Consider the following 18,853-nt stretch of genomic DNA (forward strand, 5'->3'; position numbering starts at 1 on the left):
GGAGAGGCGGTTCCGGTCGCGGCGCTCCGGCGGCGTCGGCGCGCGGCGCATCGATCATGCCGGCGGGCCGTTCGTCGCCGCGACGACGACGCGGCGGGCCGCGATGTCGCACGGCCGACGCGGCGGCGATGTCGGGGCTTTCCGGCTGGCCGTGCGGTGACGCCGGCATTCCGGCATCACGGCATTCCGGCATCACGGCTGTGCTTCGCCGCTTCGCCGTTGCGGCGAGGCGGCGACGGCAAAGGCGGCGGCCGCGCATTGCGCGAAGCCGGCCCCGGGGCCGGCTCGACGTGACCGGCCGTTCGCGATGCGCGCGCGGCCGCGATCGGCGGCAAACGGTTTGGCACGATTGACGATTCGTTCATGCACCCTCCAATAGAACCAGAAGGAGCAGCACGATGAGCATCGATTCGACTTCTTCGGGCGGCACGCAGCCGCTCCATCATGGCGCTTCCGCTTCGGTTCACGCGCCGCCGCCGATCGTCGCGGCGCCGAAGCGCGACGGCGACCAGCCGTTCTTCGATCCGGTCGCGTACGGCAACGGCCCCGACGATTCGGTGACGGACACGACCGAGGCCGCCGCGATCACGCATCACACGATCCAGATCGACGGCCGCACGATCGCGTACACGGCGACGGCAGGCCATCTCGTGACCGTCGACGCGAGCAGTTCGCAGCCGAACGCGAAGATCTTCTACGTCGCGTTCACGCAGGACGGCCAGCAGGAGCAAACGCGGCCGGTCACGTTCTTCTACAACGGCGGGCCGGGCTCGTCGGCGGTGTTCGTGCTGCTCGGCTCGTTCGCGCCGCGGCGGATCAGGACGTCGATGCCGAGCTTCACGCCGCCCGCGCCGTACCGGATGGAGGACAATCCGGACAGCCTGATCGACAAGAGCGACCTCGTGTTCATCAATCCGGTCGGCACCGGCTACTCGGCGGCGGTCGCGCCGCACAAGAACCGCGATTTCTGGGGCGTCGACCAGGACGCGAACTCGATCAAGCAGTTCATCAAGCGCTTTCTGACGAAGAACAACCGCTGGAATTCGCCGAAATTCCTGTTCGGCGAATCGTACGGCACCGCGCGCAGCTGCGTGCTCGCCTACAAGCTGCACGAGGACGGCGTCGACCTGAACGGGATCACGCTGCAATCGTCGATCCTCGACTACAAGCAGGCGGGCAATCCGGTGGGCGCGCTGCCGACCGCCGCGGCCGACGCGTGGTATCACAAGCGGCTCGGCGTCGCGCCGGCGCCGGCCGATCTCGGCGCGTTCGTCGAGGAGGTCGCGCAGTTCGCGCGCACCGGCTATCTCGACGCGCTGCGCAAGTTCCCGCAGCCCGACGAGGCGGTGGTCAAGAAGCTGTCCGGCTACACCGGCATCGACACGACGACGCTCCTGTCGTGGAGCCTCGACGTCGCGAGCTACGACACGCGCGGCAACGCGCTCTTCCTGACGACGCTCCTGAAGGCGAGCGGCCTCGCGCTCGGTGCATACGACGGCCGCGTGACGGGGATCGAATCGGGGATCGCGGGCAAGATCGATCCGAACTCGGGCGGCAACGATCCGACGATGACGGCCGTGTCGGGCGTCTACACGGCGATGTGGAACTCGTATCTGAACGAGCAGCTGAAGTACACGTCGAACTCGTCGTTCGCCGACCTGAACGATCAGGCGTTCAAGTTCTGGGACTTCGGCCACATCGATCCGACGGGCGCGCAGCAGGGCGTCGACGCGAAGGGCAACGTGATCCTCTACACGGCGGGCGATCTCGCGGCGACGATGGCGCTGAACGTCGATCTGAAGGTGCTGTCGGCGAACGGCTTCTACGATTTCGTCACGCCGTTCTATCAGACGGTGCTCGATCTTCAGCAGATGCCGCTCGAGGATGCGACGGTGCGGCGGAACCTGTCTGCGCGGTTCTATCCGTCGGGACACATGGTGTATCTCGACGGCGGTTCGCGCACCGCGCTCAAGCACGATCTCGCGCAGCTGTACGAATCGGCGGTGCACGACACCGCGGCCGTGATGCGGATTCGCGCGTTGCAGGAGAAGACGCGCGGGGCGTGATTCCGGCGATGCGACGAGCGCCCGAAATGCCTGGGTTTCAGGGCTTTGTCGGGCGCTCGCCGTGCTGGCTGCGGTCGAGCGCCGCCGCGCCGACGCTGGTCCCGGGATTCGTCGGCGGGCTTGGTCGGATGGTTTCGATGATCTGAAACCGCATGCGGGGACGCGTTCGTCTCGATTCTCGATTCTCGATGCGGCGCGGTCAGCGCGCGAACATGCCCGTCGCTTGGGCGATGGAGGCCGCTTCGCGCCGCTCGTTCAGCAGCAGAGCGAAACTATCGGCAGATTCGTTGCGCGATGCCTGATGGTCGAGAGCGCACGCTCGGGCCGCATTCACGAAGCGCGCCGGTGGCGGGAATGGTGGGAGCGGCGCGGAGCATGACCTTCCCGTGTCGTCCGGGACATCTCGGTCGATGCGATGGAATCGGGAGGCGGGGAAGCGCCACACAACGGCCGAATGGCCCGGCTTCCCAATCAACCGCCCGACCGCTTGATTGCCCGACTGCCCGACTGCCCGACTGCCCGACTGCCCGATTGCCCGATTGCCCGACTGCCCGACTGCCCGACTGCCCGACTGCCCGACTGCCCGACTGCCCGACTGCCCAACCACCCAACCACCCAACCACCCAACCACCCAACCGCCCAACCGCCCAACCGCCCGAGTCGCCGCCGCTCACCGGGAAAAGCGCTCGCGCAGCCGCTCCTCGATGAATCCGAGAAACACCCGGCAGGCCGACATGTCTTGCCGATGCTGCGGATACACGGCGTTGACGGGCAGCGGCGCCTGCGCGAACGGCTCGAGCACCGCCACGAGCTGGCCCGCGTCCAGCGCGGGCTCGACGATGAAGTGCGGCAGCAGCGCGATGCCGAGCCCCGCGACAGCCGCGTCGCGGATCACGTCGCCGTTGTTCGCGAGCAGCGCGCCTTGCACTTCGAATGTGCGGCGCGCGCCGTCGATCGCGAACTCCCAGCCGGTTCGGCCTTCCTGGCCGTACAGCAGGCAGACGTGCGCGTGCAGATCGGCGGGCGTCGCCGGCGCGCCTCGCTTGCGCCGATAGGCCGGACTGCAGCACGCGACCATCCGCAGCGCGCCGAGACGGCGTGCGATCAGCGTCGAATCGGGCAGCGCGCCGATGCGCAGCGCGAGATCGAATCCTTCGCCGATCAGGTCGACGTGGCGGTCGCTCAGCTCGACGTGCAGCCGCACGGCCGGGTGCTGGACGAGGAACTCGGCGATCAGCGGCGACAAGCGCGTGATGCCGAACGACATCGGCGCGCTGATCTTCAGCGTTCCGCGCAGGTCGCCGCGGCGCGCGGACATCGCTTCTTCCGTTTCCGCGATCTCGGCGAGGATGCGCGTCGCGCGCGCATGGAACTCCTGGCCGAGCTCCGTCACCGCGAGCTTGCGCGTGTTGCGCACGAGCAGCCGGACGCCGAGCGACGCCTCGAGCGCCATCACGCGCCGGCTGACGAACTGCTTGGACAGCAGGAGCTTGTCGGCCGCGCCCGTGAAGCTTCCCGCTTCGACTGTCGCGACGAATATCCGGAGGTCGTCGAATTGCATGATTGTCCACCAATATGAGACAGTAATTATCTCTCTGTTTATATATGTATCAAAATAGTTGACGTAAGCTGCAGGCATCGATCGACGAGGCGCGCAACCCGCAGCGCCCGCGATGAAACGGAGGTCATCATGATTGAAGTCAGGGCAGCACATCAACGCGGCCGCGCCGAGCACGGCTGGCTCAGCTCGCGCCATACGTTCTCGTTCGCCGAATACTACGATCCGGCGCAAGTCGGGTTCTCGGACCTGCTCGTGATCAACGACGATCGCGTCGCGCCCGGCCGCGGCTTCGGCATGCATCCGCACCGCGACATGGAAATCCTGTCGTACGTGCTCGAAGGCGCGCTCGAACATCGCGACACGATGGGCACGGGCTCCGTGATCGTGCCGGGCGACGTGCAGCTGATGAGCGCGGGCAAGGGCATCGCGCACAGCGAATTCAACCATTCGTCGGCGCAGCCCGTGCATTTCCTGCAGATCTGGATCGGGCCGGCGGTGCGCGGCGTCGAGCCGCGCTACCAGCAGACGAGCGTGAGCGACGGCGACAAGCGCGGGAAGCTGCGCCTCATCGTGTCGCCGGAAGGGCAGGACGGCTCGCTGAAAATTCGCCAGGACGCGCGGGTGTACGCGGGCCTGTTCGACGGCGATGCGAGCGAGCGGTTCGTGCTGCCGCCGCAGCGTTTCGCGTACGTGCACGTCGCGCGCGGATCGGTGACGGTGAACGGCGTCGCGCTGCAAGAGGGCGACGGCGCGCGGATTCGCGACGAGCAGGCGCTGCAAATCGAGAACGGCAGGCAGGCGGAGGTCTTGCTGTTCGATTTGCGGCCGATCGAAGTCACCGCGGAATGGGCGTGACGACGTCGCGCAGGGGCGGCCCGTGCGCGGACGGCCGCGGCGCGGGCCATCCCGCGCGCGCGGTTCGGCCGCGGGCCGTTCGCGGCGATTAAAGCGCGCAGCGATTTCGCGCGGATCGCCTGCCGGCCGGCATCCGTTGCTTTCTTCAGGAACCCGATGCAATGAAACTGAACCTTCCATCGCTGCTCACGTTCAACGGCGGCTTCGTCGATACGGCCGGCTTTCTCGCGCTGCAGGGCCTCTTCACCGCGCACGTGACGGGCAACTTCGTCACGCTCGGCGCGACGCTCGTCTCCGGCAGCACGGGCGCCGTCGCAAAGCTGTTGGCGCTGCCTGTCTTCTGTCTCGTCGTGCTTGCGGCGGGCGTCGCGCGGCGCTCGATGATGCGTGCGCGCGCGCCGGCGCTGAAGATCCTGCTGGGTGCACAATGGCTGCTGCTCGCGATCGGCGCGGCGCTTGCGATCCGCCTCGGTCCTTTCACGGACGGCGATGCGTGGCCGGCGATCATGACCGGAATGATCCTCGTGATGGCGATGGCGATCCAGAACGCGGTGCATCGGCTGCATCTGCCGGACGCGTTGCCGACGACGCTGATGACGGGCACCGTCACGCAACTGATGCTGCATCTGTCGAACCGCCTCGCCGGCGAAGACGTGCCGCGCGCAGGCGGGCCGTCGCGGCTCGCGAACATGGCGTGGACCGTCGCGACGTTCGCACTCGGATGCGGCGCGGCGGCGGGACTTTATCTGATCGGCGGCGCATGGGCGTTTGCGTTGCCGCCGGTGCTGATCGGGGCGGCGCTGCTCATCGACGAAGAAAAGGCGATGGAGAAGGCGTTGTGAGCGGCTGCGTGAGCCGCCGCGAGGCCCGAAGCGGATCGGGCTCAGGCCGGGTACGCGCGGATGAAGCGGCGAACTGCCTCGACGGCGACCGCGCCTTCCGACAGGTTGGCGACGGCCGAGCGCCGCGGGCCGGCGCGCACCTCGCCGATCGCGAACATGCCCGGCTGCGAAGTTTCGAATGCGGCGGCGAAGGTCGTGCCGGACGCCGCGCGGCCGGTGCGGACGAATCCGCGGTCGTCCACGTCGACGGCGCCGCCGAGCCATTCGGTGTTCGCGCGCAGCGTGACGCGCGCGAGCCGCGGGTCGTACTCGGGGCGCAGCGACGATGCGATGACGAGCGCGTGCGCGCCGATGCGTTCGCCGTCGCGGGCGACGAGGCCGAACGGGTAGGCGTCGCAGTCGAGGCGCACGGTGCGGCTGCCGATCGTCAGGTGTGGACCGAATCGCTGAAGCTCCGCCGTGTCGGCCCGTGCGAATTCGTCGTCGATCCCGAACGGCAGGCGACCTTCGACGACGATCGTGTTCAGGCGCCTCGATGCGGCGTGCGCGGCGGCGATCATGCCGCTCGGCCCGCTGCCGACGATCGCCACGTCGAAGTCGCGCCCGGGATCGCGCCCGGGATCGCGATGGCCGGCGCGCGGGGCGCCGCGTGCGGCAGACGCGGCGGAAGGCCCGTAGGCGAGCAGGCCGATGCGGCGAAGCAGGAAAAGACGCACGAGCAAGTCGCGCAGATCCGGCTCGCGCTCCAGCAGAACCCCAAGCGTGGCGCGATGGATTCGCACGAGGCGGCAAGCGGACGACGCGACCACCGTGGTTTCGCAGGCGATGTCGTTCAGCAGGTCGAGCTCGCCGGTGAAGGTGCCGGGGCCGTGATCGACGCCGCACGGCGTGGCCGGATGCGCGGGCGGCGCGCATCGGGTCGTGCCGTCGAGCACGATGTACAGATAGTCGCTGCGCGTGCCGCTCGCGCACAGCGTCGCGCCGGCATCGACTTCGACGACGCAGCCGTACCGGGACGCGCGTTCGATCAGGTCGTGCGGCAACCCGTACGCGGCGAAGTCGTCGGTATGCTTCAGATGCCCCAGTAGATTTCGGAGGTGATTCATCGAAGAGTGCGCGTCGCCAGGAGCGCGAGGCATCGGATCTGCGCTTGCGCAAGCGTTGCCTCGGCCTGACACCTGCCGTCCTGACGGATTGTTCAAGTATAGATCGCGGGACGTTTCTCCCGACGGCCGCCGGCGCGAGGCGGCGGCGCGAAGTGCGAAGATGATGCGCGCATGGCGCGCGAATGACAACTGGTGAGGACCGAGCGTCGTCGACGTTTCTGTAAAAAAGACACCTTTGTTCTATCGAAGGATGCAATCGGCCATTATCCTTAACCCGATCGAAGGAGTAGCCGCCATGGGGCGATCTGCCGATACCGAAGCGAGCACACTGCCGAGCCTGACGATGAGCAGCACTGATCTTGCCCCGATGGAGCTGCACGAGGCGTTTCGCGGCGCGGCGATCGAGACGATCGAGACGCGCGCCGACGCACACGCGCCCGTCGTGCTGACGCGCGTGCGGCATGCGGAGTGCGGTTTCGGCGTCGTCGAGTTCCTGCCGCCCGCCGATTGCTGCTTGATCGGCGTGGCGCTGCCGGCGCGCACGCCATGCGCGACGCCGGGCGCCGACGACGCGCCGGGTCGGGATGCGCGCATCGCCTTGCGAATCCGACAGGAGGGCGAGCCGTTTCGCGCCGATCTGCAAAGGCCGTTCGACATGCTGTTCCACGTGCTGCCGCGGCGCACGCTGGCCGAGCTGACGGCCGACATGCAAATGGGCGGCGTTCGCGAGCTCGCATGTCCGGACGACAGCCACGACGCGGTGCTGCAGTGTCTCGTCGGGGCGCTGCTGACGGCGGCGTCCGGCGCTTCGCCGCGCAGCCCGCTGCTCGCCGGTCACGTGGCGCGCGCGATGCAGATCCACATCGTGCAGACTTATGGCGTGGCCGCGCCGAACGCGCCCGCGAAGGGCGGGCTGGCGAACTGGCAACTGGAGCGCGCGAAGGCGATCCTCGAGGAGAACGCCGCCGGCGAGGTGCCGATCTCGCAGGTCGCGTCGGCGTGCGGCTTGTCGCGCAGCTACTTCATCAAGGCGTTTCGGCAAACGGTCGGCACGACGCCGCACCGGTGGCTGCTCGAGCACAAGATCGAACGCGTGAAGCACTGCCTGCTTTCGAACTCCGAACCGATCGCCGACATCGCGCACCAGTGCGGCTTCTCGGATCAGGCGCATCTGACGCGCGTCTTCACCAGCATGATCGGCACGCCGCCCGCCGCGTGGCGTCGTGTGAACCGGAAATAGCGGGGTTTCGTCGAAGCGCGCCGGCCAGGCGCGGCGCGCCGACGATTTTCGCGAACGCCTGCGTGAAATGGCTCTGGCTCGAAAAGCCGCAATGCGCCGCGATGCGCGCAAGGGGCCAGTCGCCATGCGCGAGCAGATGCTTCGCGGTGTCGATGCGCCGTTCGAGCAGCCATTGATGCGGCGTCTTGCCGGTCGTCGCGCGCAAGCTGACGGAGAATCGGCGCATCGTCGTCGCGAGCCACGGTTGTTTCGACGAGATGGGCGTGCCCGCCGCGCCGGGCGATCTCGCGTCGCACCGGTGTCTGCGTTTTCCGTATCGGCAAGGGCGGCAGAGCTGGACGTTCAGCCGCGATGGCGGGGCGGAGAAGGTCGAGGTTCGCGGCAGGCTGACCGCGAACAGTCTCGACATCCTGCGTGAAGGCGTGCTCGACGGGCAGGGCGTCGCGCTCGCGCCGACCTGGCGCGTGCACGACGACGTCGTCGCGGGCCGCGTGCTGCCGCTGTTCGAGGCGTGGCGCATGACGCCGCCGGGCGGCGACGCGCAAGTCTATGGGGCGTATCTGCCGAATCGGCGACATTCGCGAAAGGTGCAGACGTTCATCGCGTTTCTCGCCGAACGCATGCCGCAGGCGCTCGACCGCTGACGGATCGCGCCCGGGCTTGCGCGTCGGGCGTCGGCGATGGCCGGGGCGACCGTGTCCGGGACGAGCTGGTTGCGGCGCGACGGATCGCCGGCGTGTGGCGGCTATCGACTGGCGTGCCGATCTTTCCGGTCGCTTGAATGGGGCCGATCGAATTGGGCCGCTTGAATGAGGCCGCTCGAATGGAGCTGCTCAAATGCGGCGGCTCGAATCGGGCCGCGAGCCATCGCGCACGCGTTGATCGGAAGCGTCGTGCGCCGGCATGCATGAAGCGGCCGCGCGCTTGCTCGCGGCCGGATTGCGGAGAAACGAGCGAAATCGGCAATCGACAATCGACAATCGGCAATCGGCAATCGGCAATCGACAATCGGCGATCGGCGATCGGATTCGGCCGGCGCGTCCGCTCGCATGGCGGGCGCGCCGGCCGATCCGGTTCAGCGAGCCGGAACGGGCGCCAGCACTTCGTGCGCGCTCGCGGTGCGCTGCGCAGCCTTGTGGACCATCGTGTATGCGTAATCGACGCCCATGCCGTAAGCGCCCGAATGCTCCTTCACGAGCGTCATCACGGCGTCGTACGTCTCGCGGTGCGCCCAGTCGCGCTGCCATTCGAGCAGCACCTGCTGCCACGTGACCGGCACGACGCCCGCCTGGATCATCCGCTGCATCGCGTAGTCGTGCGCTTCCTTGCTGGTGCCGCCCGACGCGTCGGCGACCATGTAGATCTCGTAGCCGCCCTCGGCCATCGCGCACAGCGCGAACGTCAGGTTGCAGACTTCGGTCCACAGTCCGGACACGACGACTTTCTTGCGGCCGTTCGCCTTCAGCGCGTCGCGCACTTTCCGGTCGTCCCACGAGTTCATCGACGAGCGCTCGAGCAGCTTGTGATCGGGGAACACGTCGAGCAGCTCCGGGTACGTGAAGCCGGAGAACGATTCCGATTCGACCGTCGTGATCGTCGTCGGAATGTTGAAGATCTTCGCGGCCTTCGCGAGGCCGACGACGTTGTTCTTCAACGTCTGGCGATCGATCGACTGAACGCCGAACGCCATTTGCGGCTGCTGATCGATGAAGATCATCTGGCAGTTGTGCGGAGTGAGGACTTCGAGCTTCGGGTCGGACATGACAATCTCCGGGGTGACGCCGTTCAGGGCGGGAGTGAACAAAGACATTCGATGAGCGGCGATCGCTGTGATCGCTGCGATCGCGCACATCGTTTCTGGATCGAATGCGAACGCGGCACGCCGCCGACGCCGCGCGCCGCGTTCAGGCCGGGCGGCCGAGTCGAAACGCGGGCGCGCCGACTCGAACGATCTGCTGCGGGATGGATGCTAGAGCGTGGGTGTCCGGCCGTCTTGAACAATAGTGCGCAAACTTGGCGAGGAGTCCGGTGAACGTTGCGCGTCGGCTTGCGTGCGAACTGCTCGCCGTCGACGATGATGCCGCCGTATCGCCGTATCGCCGTATCGCCGTATCGCCGCATCGCGCCATTCGATGTCGCGTGCGCGTGCGCGTGCGAACGCGTCGCGTCGCGTCGCTATCGTTCAAAACTGGCGACAAACGTTCAATACGCGAGCGCCCGCAAATGCGATAGTCAGCCGCGACCGATCGAGACGCCCGCGAACGGATCGCAGGTTCACCGCTCGCGCGCCAGCTCGACGTTCCGACGACGCACACGACCACTACATCCGGACTACCCATCATGAAAGCTTATGTCTTGTCGCTCGCCATGGGGCTGCTCGTGGGCATCATCTACGGCGTCTCCAACGTGCGCTCGCCGGCGCCGCCCGTGATCGCACTCGTCGGCCTGCTCGGCATCCTCGCGGGCGAGCAGGTGCCGCCGCTCGTCAAGCGGCTGCTGAGCAACGCCGAGACGTCGACTTCCTGGTATCAGCACCAGGTCAAGCCGCACATGTTCGGCCAATTGCCGACTTGCCCGAAGGCGCCGGACGCGCCGGCGCAGGTCGCGGCCGCCCGTCACCCCGATTCGTCATCCGGAGAGCAACGCCATGGCTGACCACGCCGCACACGCCACCCCCGATCTGATCCTGCACCGCGGTCGCTTCACGACGCTCGACCGTTCGAATCCGGCCGCGAGCGCGGTCGCGATCAAGAGCGGCCGGTTCGTCGCCGTCGGCGGCGACGAGCTGCTCGCGTCGGCGGGCGCGAACACGCGGATCGTCGACCTGCAAGGCAAGGGCGTGTTGCCGGGCCTGATCGACAACCATCTGCACATCATTCGCGGCGGCCTGAACTTCAACATGGAGTTGCGCTGGGACGGCGTGCGCAGCCTCGCCGACGCGATGGCGATGCTGCGCCGCCAGGTGGCCGTCACGCCCGCGCCGCAATGGGTGCGCGTGGTCGGCGGCTTCACCGAGCATCAGTTCGCCGAGAAGCGTTTGCCGACGATCGACGAGCTGAACGCCGTCGCGCCCGATACGCCGGTCTTCATCCTGCATCTGTACGATCGCGCGCTGCTCAACGGCGCGGCGCTGCGCGCGGTCGGCTATACGAAGGACACGCCGGAGCCGCCGGGCGGCCGGATCGCGCGCGACGCGGCGGGCAACCCGACCGGGCTGCTGCTCGCGCGGCCGAATGCGGCGATTCTCTACGCGACGCTCGCGAAGGGGCCGAAGCTGCCGTTCGAATATCAACTGAATTCGACGCGGCACTTCATGCGCGAGCTGAACCGGCTCGGCGTGACGGGCGCGATCGACGCCGGCGGCGGCTTCCAGAACTATCCGGACGATTACGCGGTGATCGAGCAGTTGGCGAAGCACGATCAACTGACGATCCGGCTCGCGTACAACCTGTTCACGCAGAAGCCGAAGGAAGAGAAGCAGGACTTCCTGAACTGGACCGCGACATCGAAATACCACGACGGCACCGACTATTTCCGCCACAACGGCGCGGGCGAGATGCTGGTGTTCTCGGCGGCGGACTTCGAGGATTTCCGCGAGCCGCGCCCCGATCTTTCGCCCGACATGGAAGGCGAGCTCGAAGCGGTCGTGCGCGTGCTCGCGCAGAATCGCTGGCCGTGGCGCTTGCATGCGACCTACGACGAAACGATCAGCCGCGCGCTCGACGTGTTCGAGCGCGTGAACCGCGACATTCCGCTCGACGGGCTGAACTGGTTCTTCGATCACGCGGAGACGATTTCCGACGAATCGATCGACCGGATCGCCGCGCTGGGCGGCGGGATCGCGGTTCAGCACCGGATGGCGTACCAGGGCGAATACTTCGTCGAGCGCTACGGCCAGGCCGCGGCGGAAGCGACGCCGCCTGTCAGGCGGATGCTCGACAAGGGCGTCAACGTGTCGGCCGGCACCGATGCGACGCGCGTCGCGTCGTACAACCCGTGGGTGTCGCTCGCTTGGCTCGTCACCGGCAAGACGGTCGGCGGCGCGCAGCTTTATCCGCGCGCGAATTGCGTCGATCGCGAAACCGCGCTGCGGATGTGGACCGAGAACGTCACGTGGTTCTCGAACGAAGTCGGCAAGAAGGGCCGGATTCAGGTCGGGCAGCTCGCGGATCTGATCGTGCCCGACCGCGATTTCTTCGCATGCCCGGAATCCGACATCGCGGATACGACGTCGCTCTTGACCGTCGTCGGCGGCAAGGTCGTCTACGGCGCGGGGCCGTTCGCCGACATCGACGAAGGCGCGCCGCCGCCCGCGATGCCGGACTGGTCGCCCGCCCGCGTGTTCGGCGGCTATGCGGCGTGGGGCGACAAGGAAGGCGGCGCGTCGCTGCAGCAGGTGGTCCGGCAGGCGGCGCAGGCGTGCGCGTGCGCGAACCGTTGCGGCATTCATGCGCATCGGCATGCGAGCGCGTGGAGCAGCAAGCTGCCGGTCGACGATCTGAAGAGCTTCTGGGGCGCGCTCGGCTGCTCGTGCTGGGCGGTGTGAGCGCGCGATCGGGCGCGCGTGCCGCGCGTCGCTGTCTCGTCGCATTCCGGTGACGCGCTTGGTCGCGTCGCGCGACGAAGCGTCGGCGGGAGCGACGCGGACATTCCGGCGCATTCGGCCGTCCAGCTGTTCTTCGCGCGCGCGAACGCGCGGCAGCGGCCGCGCACGCCCGGCGCGCAGTCCGCCGAAATACGTTTCGCCGGCGAGATCTGCCGCCGTCTCGACGGCATCCCGCTCGCGATCGAACCGGCGGCCGCGCGCGCGGCGACGCTCGGCCTGGAAGGCGTGCACCGCCGCCTCGACGATTGCCTCGCGATTCTCGGCGGACTCGTCCCCGGGGCCGGCTGGCCGGACCAAACGCCGCGCGGGCGCGCAGCAGGCGCCGGCGCGGCATGTCGATGACTTCACCACTTTGGGAAACAAGCATGCAAATACGACGCTCGGGAATACGTTCGGCCTTGCTGGCCGCCCTGATGTTCGGCTTCGCGCAGATGCCCGCCGCTTTCGCGGATGCGGATGCGGGCGCCGCCGCCGAATCCGCGCGCGCGATCGCATCGGCGCCGCCGGTCGCCGTCGGGCCGCAATACGACACGACGCATGTCTACGTCGCGGTTCCCGATCTGGACGCGTTCGTCGACAGCTTCGTCGCGACGTTCGGCGGGAAGGCGTCGCCGCGCGTGACGCTCACCGTCACGCCGACGCCGAGCGAAACGCTGTCGCAATACGTGCAGACGCCGGTGGGAATGCTGTCGGTATTCGGGTTCAAGACGCCGATTCCCTATCCGTTCGGCGCCGAGCGCACGGGCTATCTCGTGACGGATCTCGACGACGCGGTGAAGGCCGCGCGGGCCGCCGGCGCGGACATCGTCGTCGATTCGTTCGACGACCCGATCGGCCGCGACGCCGTCGTTCGCTGGCCGGGCGGCGTGATGATGCAGCTGTATTGGCACCGGAAGGCGCCGTCTTACGCGCCGCTCGCGACGGTTCCGGACAATCGCGTCTATCTGTCGCCGTACGAGGCGGATCGCTTCGTCAAGAGCTGGGTCCGGTTTTCGCACGGCAAGATCGTCTCCGACAACCGTCGCGAAGACGGCGGCGCAATCGGCCGGCCGGGCGCCGAGGTGCGCAAGATCGTGATCGAATCGACTTTCGGACGCGTCGCCGCGTTCGTGACCGACGGCAAGCTGCCGTATCCGTACGGCCGCGAAACGACCGGCTACGCGGTCGCCGACCTCGATGCGACGCTCGAGAACGCGCAGGCGGCGGGCGTCAAGGTTCTGGCGCAGCCCTATCGCACGCAGGCCGGGCGCACCGCGATGCTCGCGTTCCCCGGCGGCTATATCGCGGAAGTGCACGACGCGCAATGACGATGCGCCGCGTTTCCGCGCTCGGTTGCTGGGCGCTGATGTCGCTGTTCGCGGCGGTGCGCGCGCATGCGGCGGATGCGTCGCCCATGTCACCCGCGTCGCCGACGTCGCCCACGTCACCAGCGTCGCCCACGTCGCCCGCGTCGCCCGCGTCGCCCACGTCACCCACGTCACCCACGTCGCCAGCGTCACCCATGTCACCTACGTCGCCCGCATCGCCGGACGCATCATCCTGCACGAAGGCGCGTCCGGCGATCTTGTTCAATCGCTGGCAGGAGGATTGGTCGGCGCTCGCGGACCCGTGCGTGCCGCGCAGGCCGCTCGATGCGCTGAAATACCTGCCGCTGCTCGGCCGCAGCGACACGTATCTGTCGCTCGGCGCGGTGCTGCGCGAGCGGCTCGAGATGAACGACGCGCCGCTGTTCGGCCTCGGCCGCGCGCACGACGACACCTACGTGCTGCAGCGCGCACAGGTGCATGCCGACCTGCGAATCGCCGGGCACGTGCAGGTGTTCGTGCAGCTCGAGGACGCGCGCACGTTCGGCAAGGACGACGTCGGCTCCGTCGATCGCAATCGCGTGGATCTGCGCCAGGCGTTCGTGACCTATGCCGGCGCGATCGGGCCCGGCGTCTTCAAGGCGCGAATCGGCCGCCAGGAGATGGCGTTCGACTTGCAGCGCTTCGTGTCGGTGCGCGACGGCCCGAACGTGCGCCAGGCGTTCGACGGAATCTGGGCCGACTGGGAAGAGGGCCCGTGGCGCTTCATCGGCTATGCGACGCAGCCCGTCCAGTATCGCGACGATCACGCATTCGACGACGTGTCGAACCGCAATCTCACGTTCAGCGGCGTGCGCATCGAACGTCAGGGCGTGGGGCCCGGCGATCTGTCCGCTTATTACTCGCGGTACAACCGGGCGCAGGCCCGGTTTCTGGACGGCTCGGGTGCGGAGCATCGCGACGTGTTCGATGTCCGGTACGCGGGCAGGCAGCGCAACGTCGATTGGGACGTCGAAGGCATGCTCCAGTCGGGGCACGTCGGCGCGCAGCGCATCGACGCGTGGGCGGTGGGCTCGCTCGCGGGCTATACGTTCGCCAACGTGCGCTGGACGCCGCGCGTCGGCTTGCAGGTCGACGCCGCGTCGGGCGACCGGCACCCGCACGACGGCCGCATCGAGACGTTCAATCCGCTGTTCCCGAACGGCTACTACTTCGCGCTCGCCGGCTACACCGGCTATACGAATTTGATTCACGTGAAGCCGTCGGTCACGTTGAAGCCGAGCAACGCGCTCACGCTGCTCGCGGCGGTCGGGCTTCAGTGGCGCGCGACGACGGCGGACGCGGTCTATGCGCAGGGCGCGTCGCCCGTGCCGGGCACGGCGGGGCGCGGCGGCAAGTGGACCGGTTTCTACACGCAGTTGCGCGCCGATTGGGCGGTGACGGCGAATCTGGCGGCGGCGCTCGAAATCGTGCATTTTCAGATCGGCGACGCGATCCGCGCCGCGGGCGGTCGAAACGCGGATTATCTGGGCGCGGAGTTGAAATTCGGCTGGTAGCCGCGTCAGCGGCGCGGCGCATCCGAATTCCTCGGCGCTGGCGAACGATGTTGCCAGTCGGAGCGTGCACGCGTGGTTCGATCGAATCCTGAATCGTGGAAATTCGGATTCGCTCAAGTGCGAGCACGGCGCGTGTGTCGCGCATGAATCCGCCGGGGGCGGCATGGCGAAGCCCGGGCGAAGGCGGTCTCGGCGCCGCATCGACGCGCGCCGCAGGCGCGTCAGACCGGCATCTCGCCGGCGACGTTGAGCCGCGTGCTGTCGATGTCGACCGAAGATCCGCGCATCAGCACCGTATTGGCGATCGCCGACGCGCTCGCTTCGACCGTCGGGTATCTGCTGCATAGCGAGCGCGTCTACCCGATTCCGATTCTCGAATGGGACGAGATGCTCGATTTCTCGCGCGGCCATGACAACGCCGCCCGCAACACGCGATGGGTGACGGTCGATACGCCGCGCGGCCCCGGCGCGTTTGCGGCGCGTACGAAACCGTCGATGGCGCCGCGGTTTCGCGAAGGGTCGGTCGTGATCGTGGAGCCGGGCCTCGCGTTTCGCGACGCTCAGATGGTCGTCGCCGCGATCGACGGCGGCGAGCCGGCGCTGCGCCGCGTGATCGAGGACGGCGAGGCCGTCCGGCTCAAAAGCGTCGGCGCGCCGCACGCGCAGACGGTCGACGCTTTCGGCCGGGGCGTTGCGGTGCTCGGCGTCGTGACCGAGTCGCGCCTCATCAATCCTTGAACGAAAACGGATTGAAGCTTGTGTGATAGTCGTAGTAGTCGATCTGATCCACGCGCTTGAGGCGCTTCGACACGGCCGTGACGACGGGCAGCAGCACGAGCTCGTAGATCAGCTTGAAGGCTATCTGGATGCCGATCATCGTCAGCACGACGTCCCGCGGCAGCCGCCCCCAGAAGAGGATCGCGCAGAACAGCGTGCTGTCGATCACGATCGCGACGCCGGTGCTCGACACGATACGCGCCCACAGATGGCGGCCGGCCGTCGCGATCTTGAGTTTCGCGAGAAACGTCGTGTTGATGAACTCGCCGCAGAAATACGCGATGGTCGACGCGACGAACGTTCGGGCGAATTCGAGCGCGAGCGCCGGGTATGCGGCGGCGAGCGTCGGGTTTCGCGCCTCCCAGCTGGGCAACGCGGGCGGCAGCGACAGCAGCCAGGTGCCGATGATGAACATCAGGTTCACCGCCAGCCCGCCCCAGATCACCAGGCGGCTGACGCGATATCCGTAGACCTCGGTGATGATCGTGCTGAACGCGTAGGTCATCGGAAACGCGATCAGCGCCGCCGGAATGCCGAAGCTGACGGCGCCGAGAAGCGGCAGCCCATCGATCCTGAGCTCGATGACGCGCGCGCCCGTCACGTTCGACAGCATCAGGAAGCCGACATAGACAAGCGCGAGCAGCAAGACGGCGGGCGTCAGTCGATGCTTGCGCGTCGGGAAGTACGACAGCGGGACGAGCCCGTCCGTGTCAGTGGCGGCGTTGAGAAAGCCGATGTGCGCGACGTCCTCGCGCGAGAACTTGCCGAGCCACGATTTCGTGTTCAGCTCGCGCGGCGACATCTTGAAGGTGGCGCCGGAATCGCACACGCGCACCAGGACGAGCAACGCGTCGTTGTCGAGCGACGGCTCGATGACGGCTTCGATTTCATGAGAAGCGTATTCCATGATCGGCCTGCGAGGCGGGCTATTGCCGGATCAAGCGCAGATTCGGCACGTCGTGCAGCGGCTCGCTGCTGCGAACCGGGTTGATGTCGATGCCGCCGCGGCGCGTGTAGCGGGCCGCGACGGTCAGCCGTGCGGGCGCGCATCGTTGCTGAATGTCCTTGAAAATCCGCTCGACGCATTGCTCGTGGAATTCCTCGTGATTGCGAAACGACACGACGTACCTGAGCAGCGCCTCGCGATCGATGCGCCGGCCTTCGTAGGCGATCGAGACCGTACCCCAGTCGGGCTGTCCCGTCACGAGGCAGTTCGATTTCAGCAGGTTCGAATAGAGCGTTTCGCGGACCTGTTCGTCATGCGTCGCGAGGAGCCGCCGGTCCACGTCGAATGCGTCGATCGCGATGTCCTGCTCGTCGATCGACGTGCCGGCCGGCGTGCCGATGTGGCGCGCGGCGGCGCGCTCCAGCGGCTCGAGCGTGACGGAAACGGGCGCGCCCGCGCAGCGCGACAGGTCTTGCGCGGCGATGCGCTCGACGTCAGCCGGAGTCTCGAACGACGTGTTGTTGAAGGTGTTGAAATACAGCTTCATCGATTTCGACTCGATCACGTTCGGCGATGCGCACGGCACGACGATCGTCGCGATCGCGACGCGCGGCACGCCGCGCGGCGTCAACCACGAGAGCTCGTAGTGGTTCCACACGTCGACGCCGAAGAACGGCAACGGGCCCGTGATGCCGATTTCCTCGCGCTTGATCGTGCGCGGAATCGCGAAAAGCTTCTCCGGGTTGTACGTGGATTCGTACTTGGATTGCTTGCCAAGCTCCATGGCGCCTCGGTTCGGCGATGAATTCATGTTTTTGGGATTCCTGGTTTCGGTATTTCGATTCTCGATCAACCAAATTCGGTCGTTCAGGCGCGTGGACGGAAGAACCTTGTTCATTCGACGAGCTTCGGCATGATACCCGATGGTTCCGTTGTTAATCGGCGAGTAAAACGGGATCTGCGAGAGATTATGCGATCAATCCGGAAGGCCGATTCATTCGTTTTTTTGATCGGGATGGTTTCGATTGTTTTGTGTTTTGGCGGAGGGCGTAAAGTTTGTGGAAATGAATTAAAGATATAAATAATATATGTTCGATTATCCATTTGTGCATGTTGGACATGAATGGTTGTGGGCGCGTGCACATGGCTTGTGCCGAGTGTGGTGCCGCTCGGTCGGTTACGGAGGGAGTACCTGTTAGATCTACGAGTTTCGATGGGTTGCCAATTCATCCATATTATCTCCGTTAAGATAATTATTGTTTTTGCAATATGGAAATAGGCTTGACGCAGTAGCTGTCTGAGTTATTAAAAGAGAAGTTGCAGGTCGTGCTTGTAATCCGTCTGTCGAATGACGAAGCCAGCGAAAAAATGCTCAGATCGCGGACGCGATTCGATGTGTCGATGAAATCCCAGGTTCCGATCGCTGAGCGGAATCGTCATTGACAGGGAAATCGGTCAGTCGAAATGCTGGAGGAGCGCCGAAAGGGTTCAGGTCGAGGCAATGCGATAGGTCGATGCGGCCCGGTAGATGGACAAGATCGGGATGCGGCGGGGATCAATCGATCAGTTGAATCGATGCTCGCGCCGGGTGGAAGGAACGGGCAATTCGTGGGGCGCTGCCTGTATGCGTGGCCGCCGGGCGGCGTGGCGGAGGCTGCGGGGATTCAGTGAGCCTCGCTTAAGAAGGCGACGACGAGATAAACCGGCTAGGGCCTGTTCCCGCTAATAACGGGCTTGCGAACGTGCCTTTGCGCCCGCATGGCAAGGAGAGAGGAGGCGCAATAGCCGTCGCTATTGCAACGACGAACGACGCCGCCATGCGGGCGCAAAGGCACGTTCCCGTGATCGAAAAAATCCGTCGAGGGGCTGGCCGCCAGAAGGGCCGATCGCTGCGCCATGCTCCTCGCGAATACGTCGAGTATTCGCTTCGTCGCAATCCTTGCGCTCGGCCCTTCTGGCGGCCAGCGCAAGCCCGTTATTAGCGGGAACAGGCC

The 18,853-nt window shown here is 66.7% G+C and carries 14 protein-coding genes and 3 pseudogenes; 10 read left to right on the plus strand and 7 right to left on the minus strand.

The features are described from left to right. Positions 1–398: 398 nt before the first annotated feature. Complete coding sequence (locus X946_RS02820; RefSeq protein ID WP_038743810.1) at positions 399–2,066, plus strand: S10 family peptidase; 1,668 nt, start codon at positions 399–401, stop codon at positions 2,064–2,066. A 670-nt stretch (positions 2,067–2,736) separates the two neighbouring features. On the opposite strand, the gene X946_RS02825 is transcribed toward X946_RS02820, so the two are convergent. Continuing rightward, positions 2,737–3,627: a LysR family transcriptional regulator gene (locus X946_RS02825; protein WP_038743812.1), complete on the minus strand. Its 891-nt coding sequence runs from the start codon at positions 3,625–3,627 to the stop codon at positions 2,737–2,739. 129 nt (positions 3,628–3,756) lie between these two features. On the opposite strand from X946_RS02825, the gene X946_RS02830 reads away from it, so the two are divergent. After that, positions 3,757–4,482 carry a pirin family protein gene (locus X946_RS02830; RefSeq protein ID WP_038743814.1) on the plus strand — a complete coding sequence of 242 codons (726 nt, stop codon included), beginning with the start codon at positions 3,757–3,759 and terminating at the stop codon, positions 4,480–4,482. Positions 4,483–4,643: 161 nt separating this feature from the next. Then, positions 4,644–5,324: a YoaK family protein gene (locus X946_RS02835; protein ID WP_038743816.1), complete on the plus strand. Its 681-nt coding sequence runs from the start codon at positions 4,644–4,646 to the stop codon at positions 5,322–5,324. 41 nt (positions 5,325–5,365) lie between these two features. On the opposite strand, the gene X946_RS02840 is transcribed toward X946_RS02835, so the two are convergent. Continuing rightward, positions 5,366–6,430 (minus strand): cyclic nucleotide-binding domain-containing protein, encoded by a 1,065-nt coding sequence (locus tag X946_RS02840; protein ID WP_038743818.1) that lies wholly within the window; start codon positions 6,428–6,430, stop codon positions 5,366–5,368. A 343-nt stretch (positions 6,431–6,773) separates the two neighbouring features. Between X946_RS02840 and X946_RS02845 the strand changes: the two genes are divergently transcribed. Then, on the plus strand, positions 6,774–7,670 hold the full coding sequence (locus tag X946_RS02845; RefSeq protein ID WP_038743902.1) for a helix-turn-helix domain-containing protein: 897 nt from the start codon (positions 6,774–6,776) through the stop codon (positions 7,668–7,670). On the opposite strand, the pseudogene X946_RS02850 reads toward X946_RS02845, so the two are convergent. Beyond that, positions 7,615–7,872 (minus strand): annotated as a pseudogene (locus tag X946_RS02850) (helix-turn-helix transcriptional regulator); the annotation flags it as partial. The gene X946_RS02845 and the pseudogene X946_RS02850 sit on opposite strands and share 56 nt — an antisense overlap. Between X946_RS02850 and X946_RS02855 the strand changes: the two are divergent. Continuing rightward, positions 7,862–8,314: pseudogene (locus tag X946_RS02855) on the plus strand (substrate binding domain-containing protein); the annotation flags it as partial. The pseudogenes X946_RS02850 and X946_RS02855 overlap by 11 nt on opposite strands. A gap of 431 nt (positions 8,315–8,745) precedes the next feature. Here X946_RS02855 and X946_RS02860 read toward each other — a convergent pair. Continuing rightward, positions 8,746–9,432 (minus strand): hydrolase, encoded by a 687-nt coding sequence (locus tag X946_RS02860; protein ID WP_038743905.1) that lies wholly within the window; start codon positions 9,430–9,432, stop codon positions 8,746–8,748. 578 nt (positions 9,433–10,010) lie between these two features. Between X946_RS02860 and X946_RS02865 the strand changes: the two genes are divergently transcribed. The 5 genes from X946_RS02865 to X946_RS02890 all read left to right on the plus strand — a co-directional run bounded on the left by X946_RS02865 (position 10,011) and on the right by X946_RS02890 (position 15,874). Continuing rightward, on the plus strand, positions 10,011–10,325 hold the full coding sequence (locus X946_RS02865) for a XapX domain-containing protein (protein ID WP_038743822.1): 315 nt from the start codon (positions 10,011–10,013) through the stop codon (positions 10,323–10,325). Further along, positions 10,318–12,216, plus strand: a complete 1,899-nt coding sequence (locus X946_RS02870) for an amidohydrolase (RefSeq protein WP_038743824.1) — start codon at positions 10,318–10,320, stop codon at positions 12,214–12,216. The genes X946_RS02865 and X946_RS02870 overlap by 8 nt, the downstream gene beginning before the upstream one ends. A 473-nt stretch (positions 12,217–12,689) precedes the next feature. Beyond that, positions 12,690–13,583, plus strand: coding sequence for a VOC family protein (locus X946_RS02880; RefSeq protein ID WP_038743828.1), 894 nt, complete (start codon positions 12,690–12,692; stop codon positions 13,581–13,583). Beyond that, entirely contained in the window at positions 13,580–15,136 is a 1,557-nt protein-coding gene (locus tag X946_RS02885; RefSeq protein ID WP_038743830.1) for an alginate export family protein, read from the plus strand. Before X946_RS02880 ends, X946_RS02885 begins: the two co-directional genes overlap by 4 nt. Before the next feature lie 147 nt (positions 15,137–15,283). Further along, positions 15,284–15,874 carry a S24 family peptidase gene (locus X946_RS02890; protein ID WP_326929469.1) on the plus strand — a complete coding sequence of 197 codons (591 nt, stop codon included), beginning with the start codon at positions 15,284–15,286 and terminating at the stop codon, positions 15,872–15,874. Here the strand turns inward: X946_RS02890 and X946_RS02895 are convergent. The 3 genes and pseudogenes from X946_RS02895 to X946_RS35995 all read right to left on the minus strand — a co-directional run. After that, positions 15,864–16,820 carry a queuosine precursor transporter gene (locus X946_RS02895; RefSeq protein ID WP_038743832.1) on the minus strand — a complete coding sequence of 319 codons (957 nt, stop codon included), beginning with the start codon at positions 16,818–16,820 and terminating at the stop codon, positions 15,864–15,866. The two genes, X946_RS02890 and X946_RS02895, sit on opposite strands and share 11 nt — an antisense overlap. A 19-nt stretch (positions 16,821–16,839) precedes the next feature. After that, positions 16,840–17,643 (minus strand): NADPH-dependent 7-cyano-7-deazaguanine reductase QueF, encoded by an 804-nt coding sequence (gene queF / locus X946_RS02900; protein WP_226377286.1) that lies wholly within the window; start codon positions 17,641–17,643, stop codon positions 16,840–16,842. A 1,007-nt stretch (positions 17,644–18,650) separates the two neighbouring features. Beyond that, positions 18,651–18,853 (minus strand): annotated as a pseudogene (locus tag X946_RS35995) (hypothetical protein); the annotation flags it as partial.

The sequence above is a fragment of the Burkholderia sp. ABCPW 111 genome (assembly GCF_000773065.1).
GTDB lineage: Bacteria > Pseudomonadota > Gammaproteobacteria > Burkholderiales > Burkholderiaceae > Burkholderia > Burkholderia savannae.

Coding starts and splice junctions, on each gene's coding strand:
- X946_RS02820 (WP_038743810.1), top strand. CDS start 399: ATGAGCATCGATTCGACTTCTTCGGGCGGCACGCAGCCGCTCCATCAT.
- X946_RS02825 (WP_038743812.1), bottom strand. CDS start 3,627: ATGCAATTCGACGACCTCCGGATATTCGTCGCGACAGTCGAAGCGGGA.
- X946_RS02830 (WP_038743814.1), top strand. CDS start 3,757: ATGATTGAAGTCAGGGCAGCACATCAACGCGGCCGCGCCGAGCACGGC.
- X946_RS02835 (WP_038743816.1), top strand. CDS start 4,644: ATGAAACTGAACCTTCCATCGCTGCTCACGTTCAACGGCGGCTTCGTC.
- X946_RS02840 (WP_038743818.1), bottom strand. CDS start 6,430: ATGAATCACCTCCGAAATCTACTGGGGCATCTGAAGCATACCGACGAC.
- X946_RS02845 (WP_038743902.1), top strand. CDS start 6,774: ATGAGCAGCACTGATCTTGCCCCGATGGAGCTGCACGAGGCGTTTCGC.
- X946_RS02860 (WP_038743905.1), bottom strand. CDS start 9,432: ATGTCCGACCCGAAGCTCGAAGTCCTCACTCCGCACAACTGCCAGATG.
- X946_RS02865 (WP_038743822.1), top strand. CDS start 10,011: ATGAAAGCTTATGTCTTGTCGCTCGCCATGGGGCTGCTCGTGGGCATC.
- X946_RS02870 (WP_038743824.1), top strand. CDS start 10,318: ATGGCTGACCACGCCGCACACGCCACCCCCGATCTGATCCTGCACCGC.
- X946_RS02880 (WP_038743828.1), top strand. CDS start 12,690: ATGTTCGGCTTCGCGCAGATGCCCGCCGCTTTCGCGGATGCGGATGCG.
- X946_RS02885 (WP_038743830.1), top strand. CDS start 13,580: ATGACGATGCGCCGCGTTTCCGCGCTCGGTTGCTGGGCGCTGATGTCG.
- X946_RS02895 (WP_038743832.1), bottom strand. CDS start 16,820: ATGGAATACGCTTCTCATGAAATCGAAGCCGTCATCGAGCCGTCGCTC.
- queF (WP_226377286.1), bottom strand. CDS start 17,643: ATGGAGCTTGGCAAGCAATCCAAGTACGAATCCACGTACAACCCGGAG.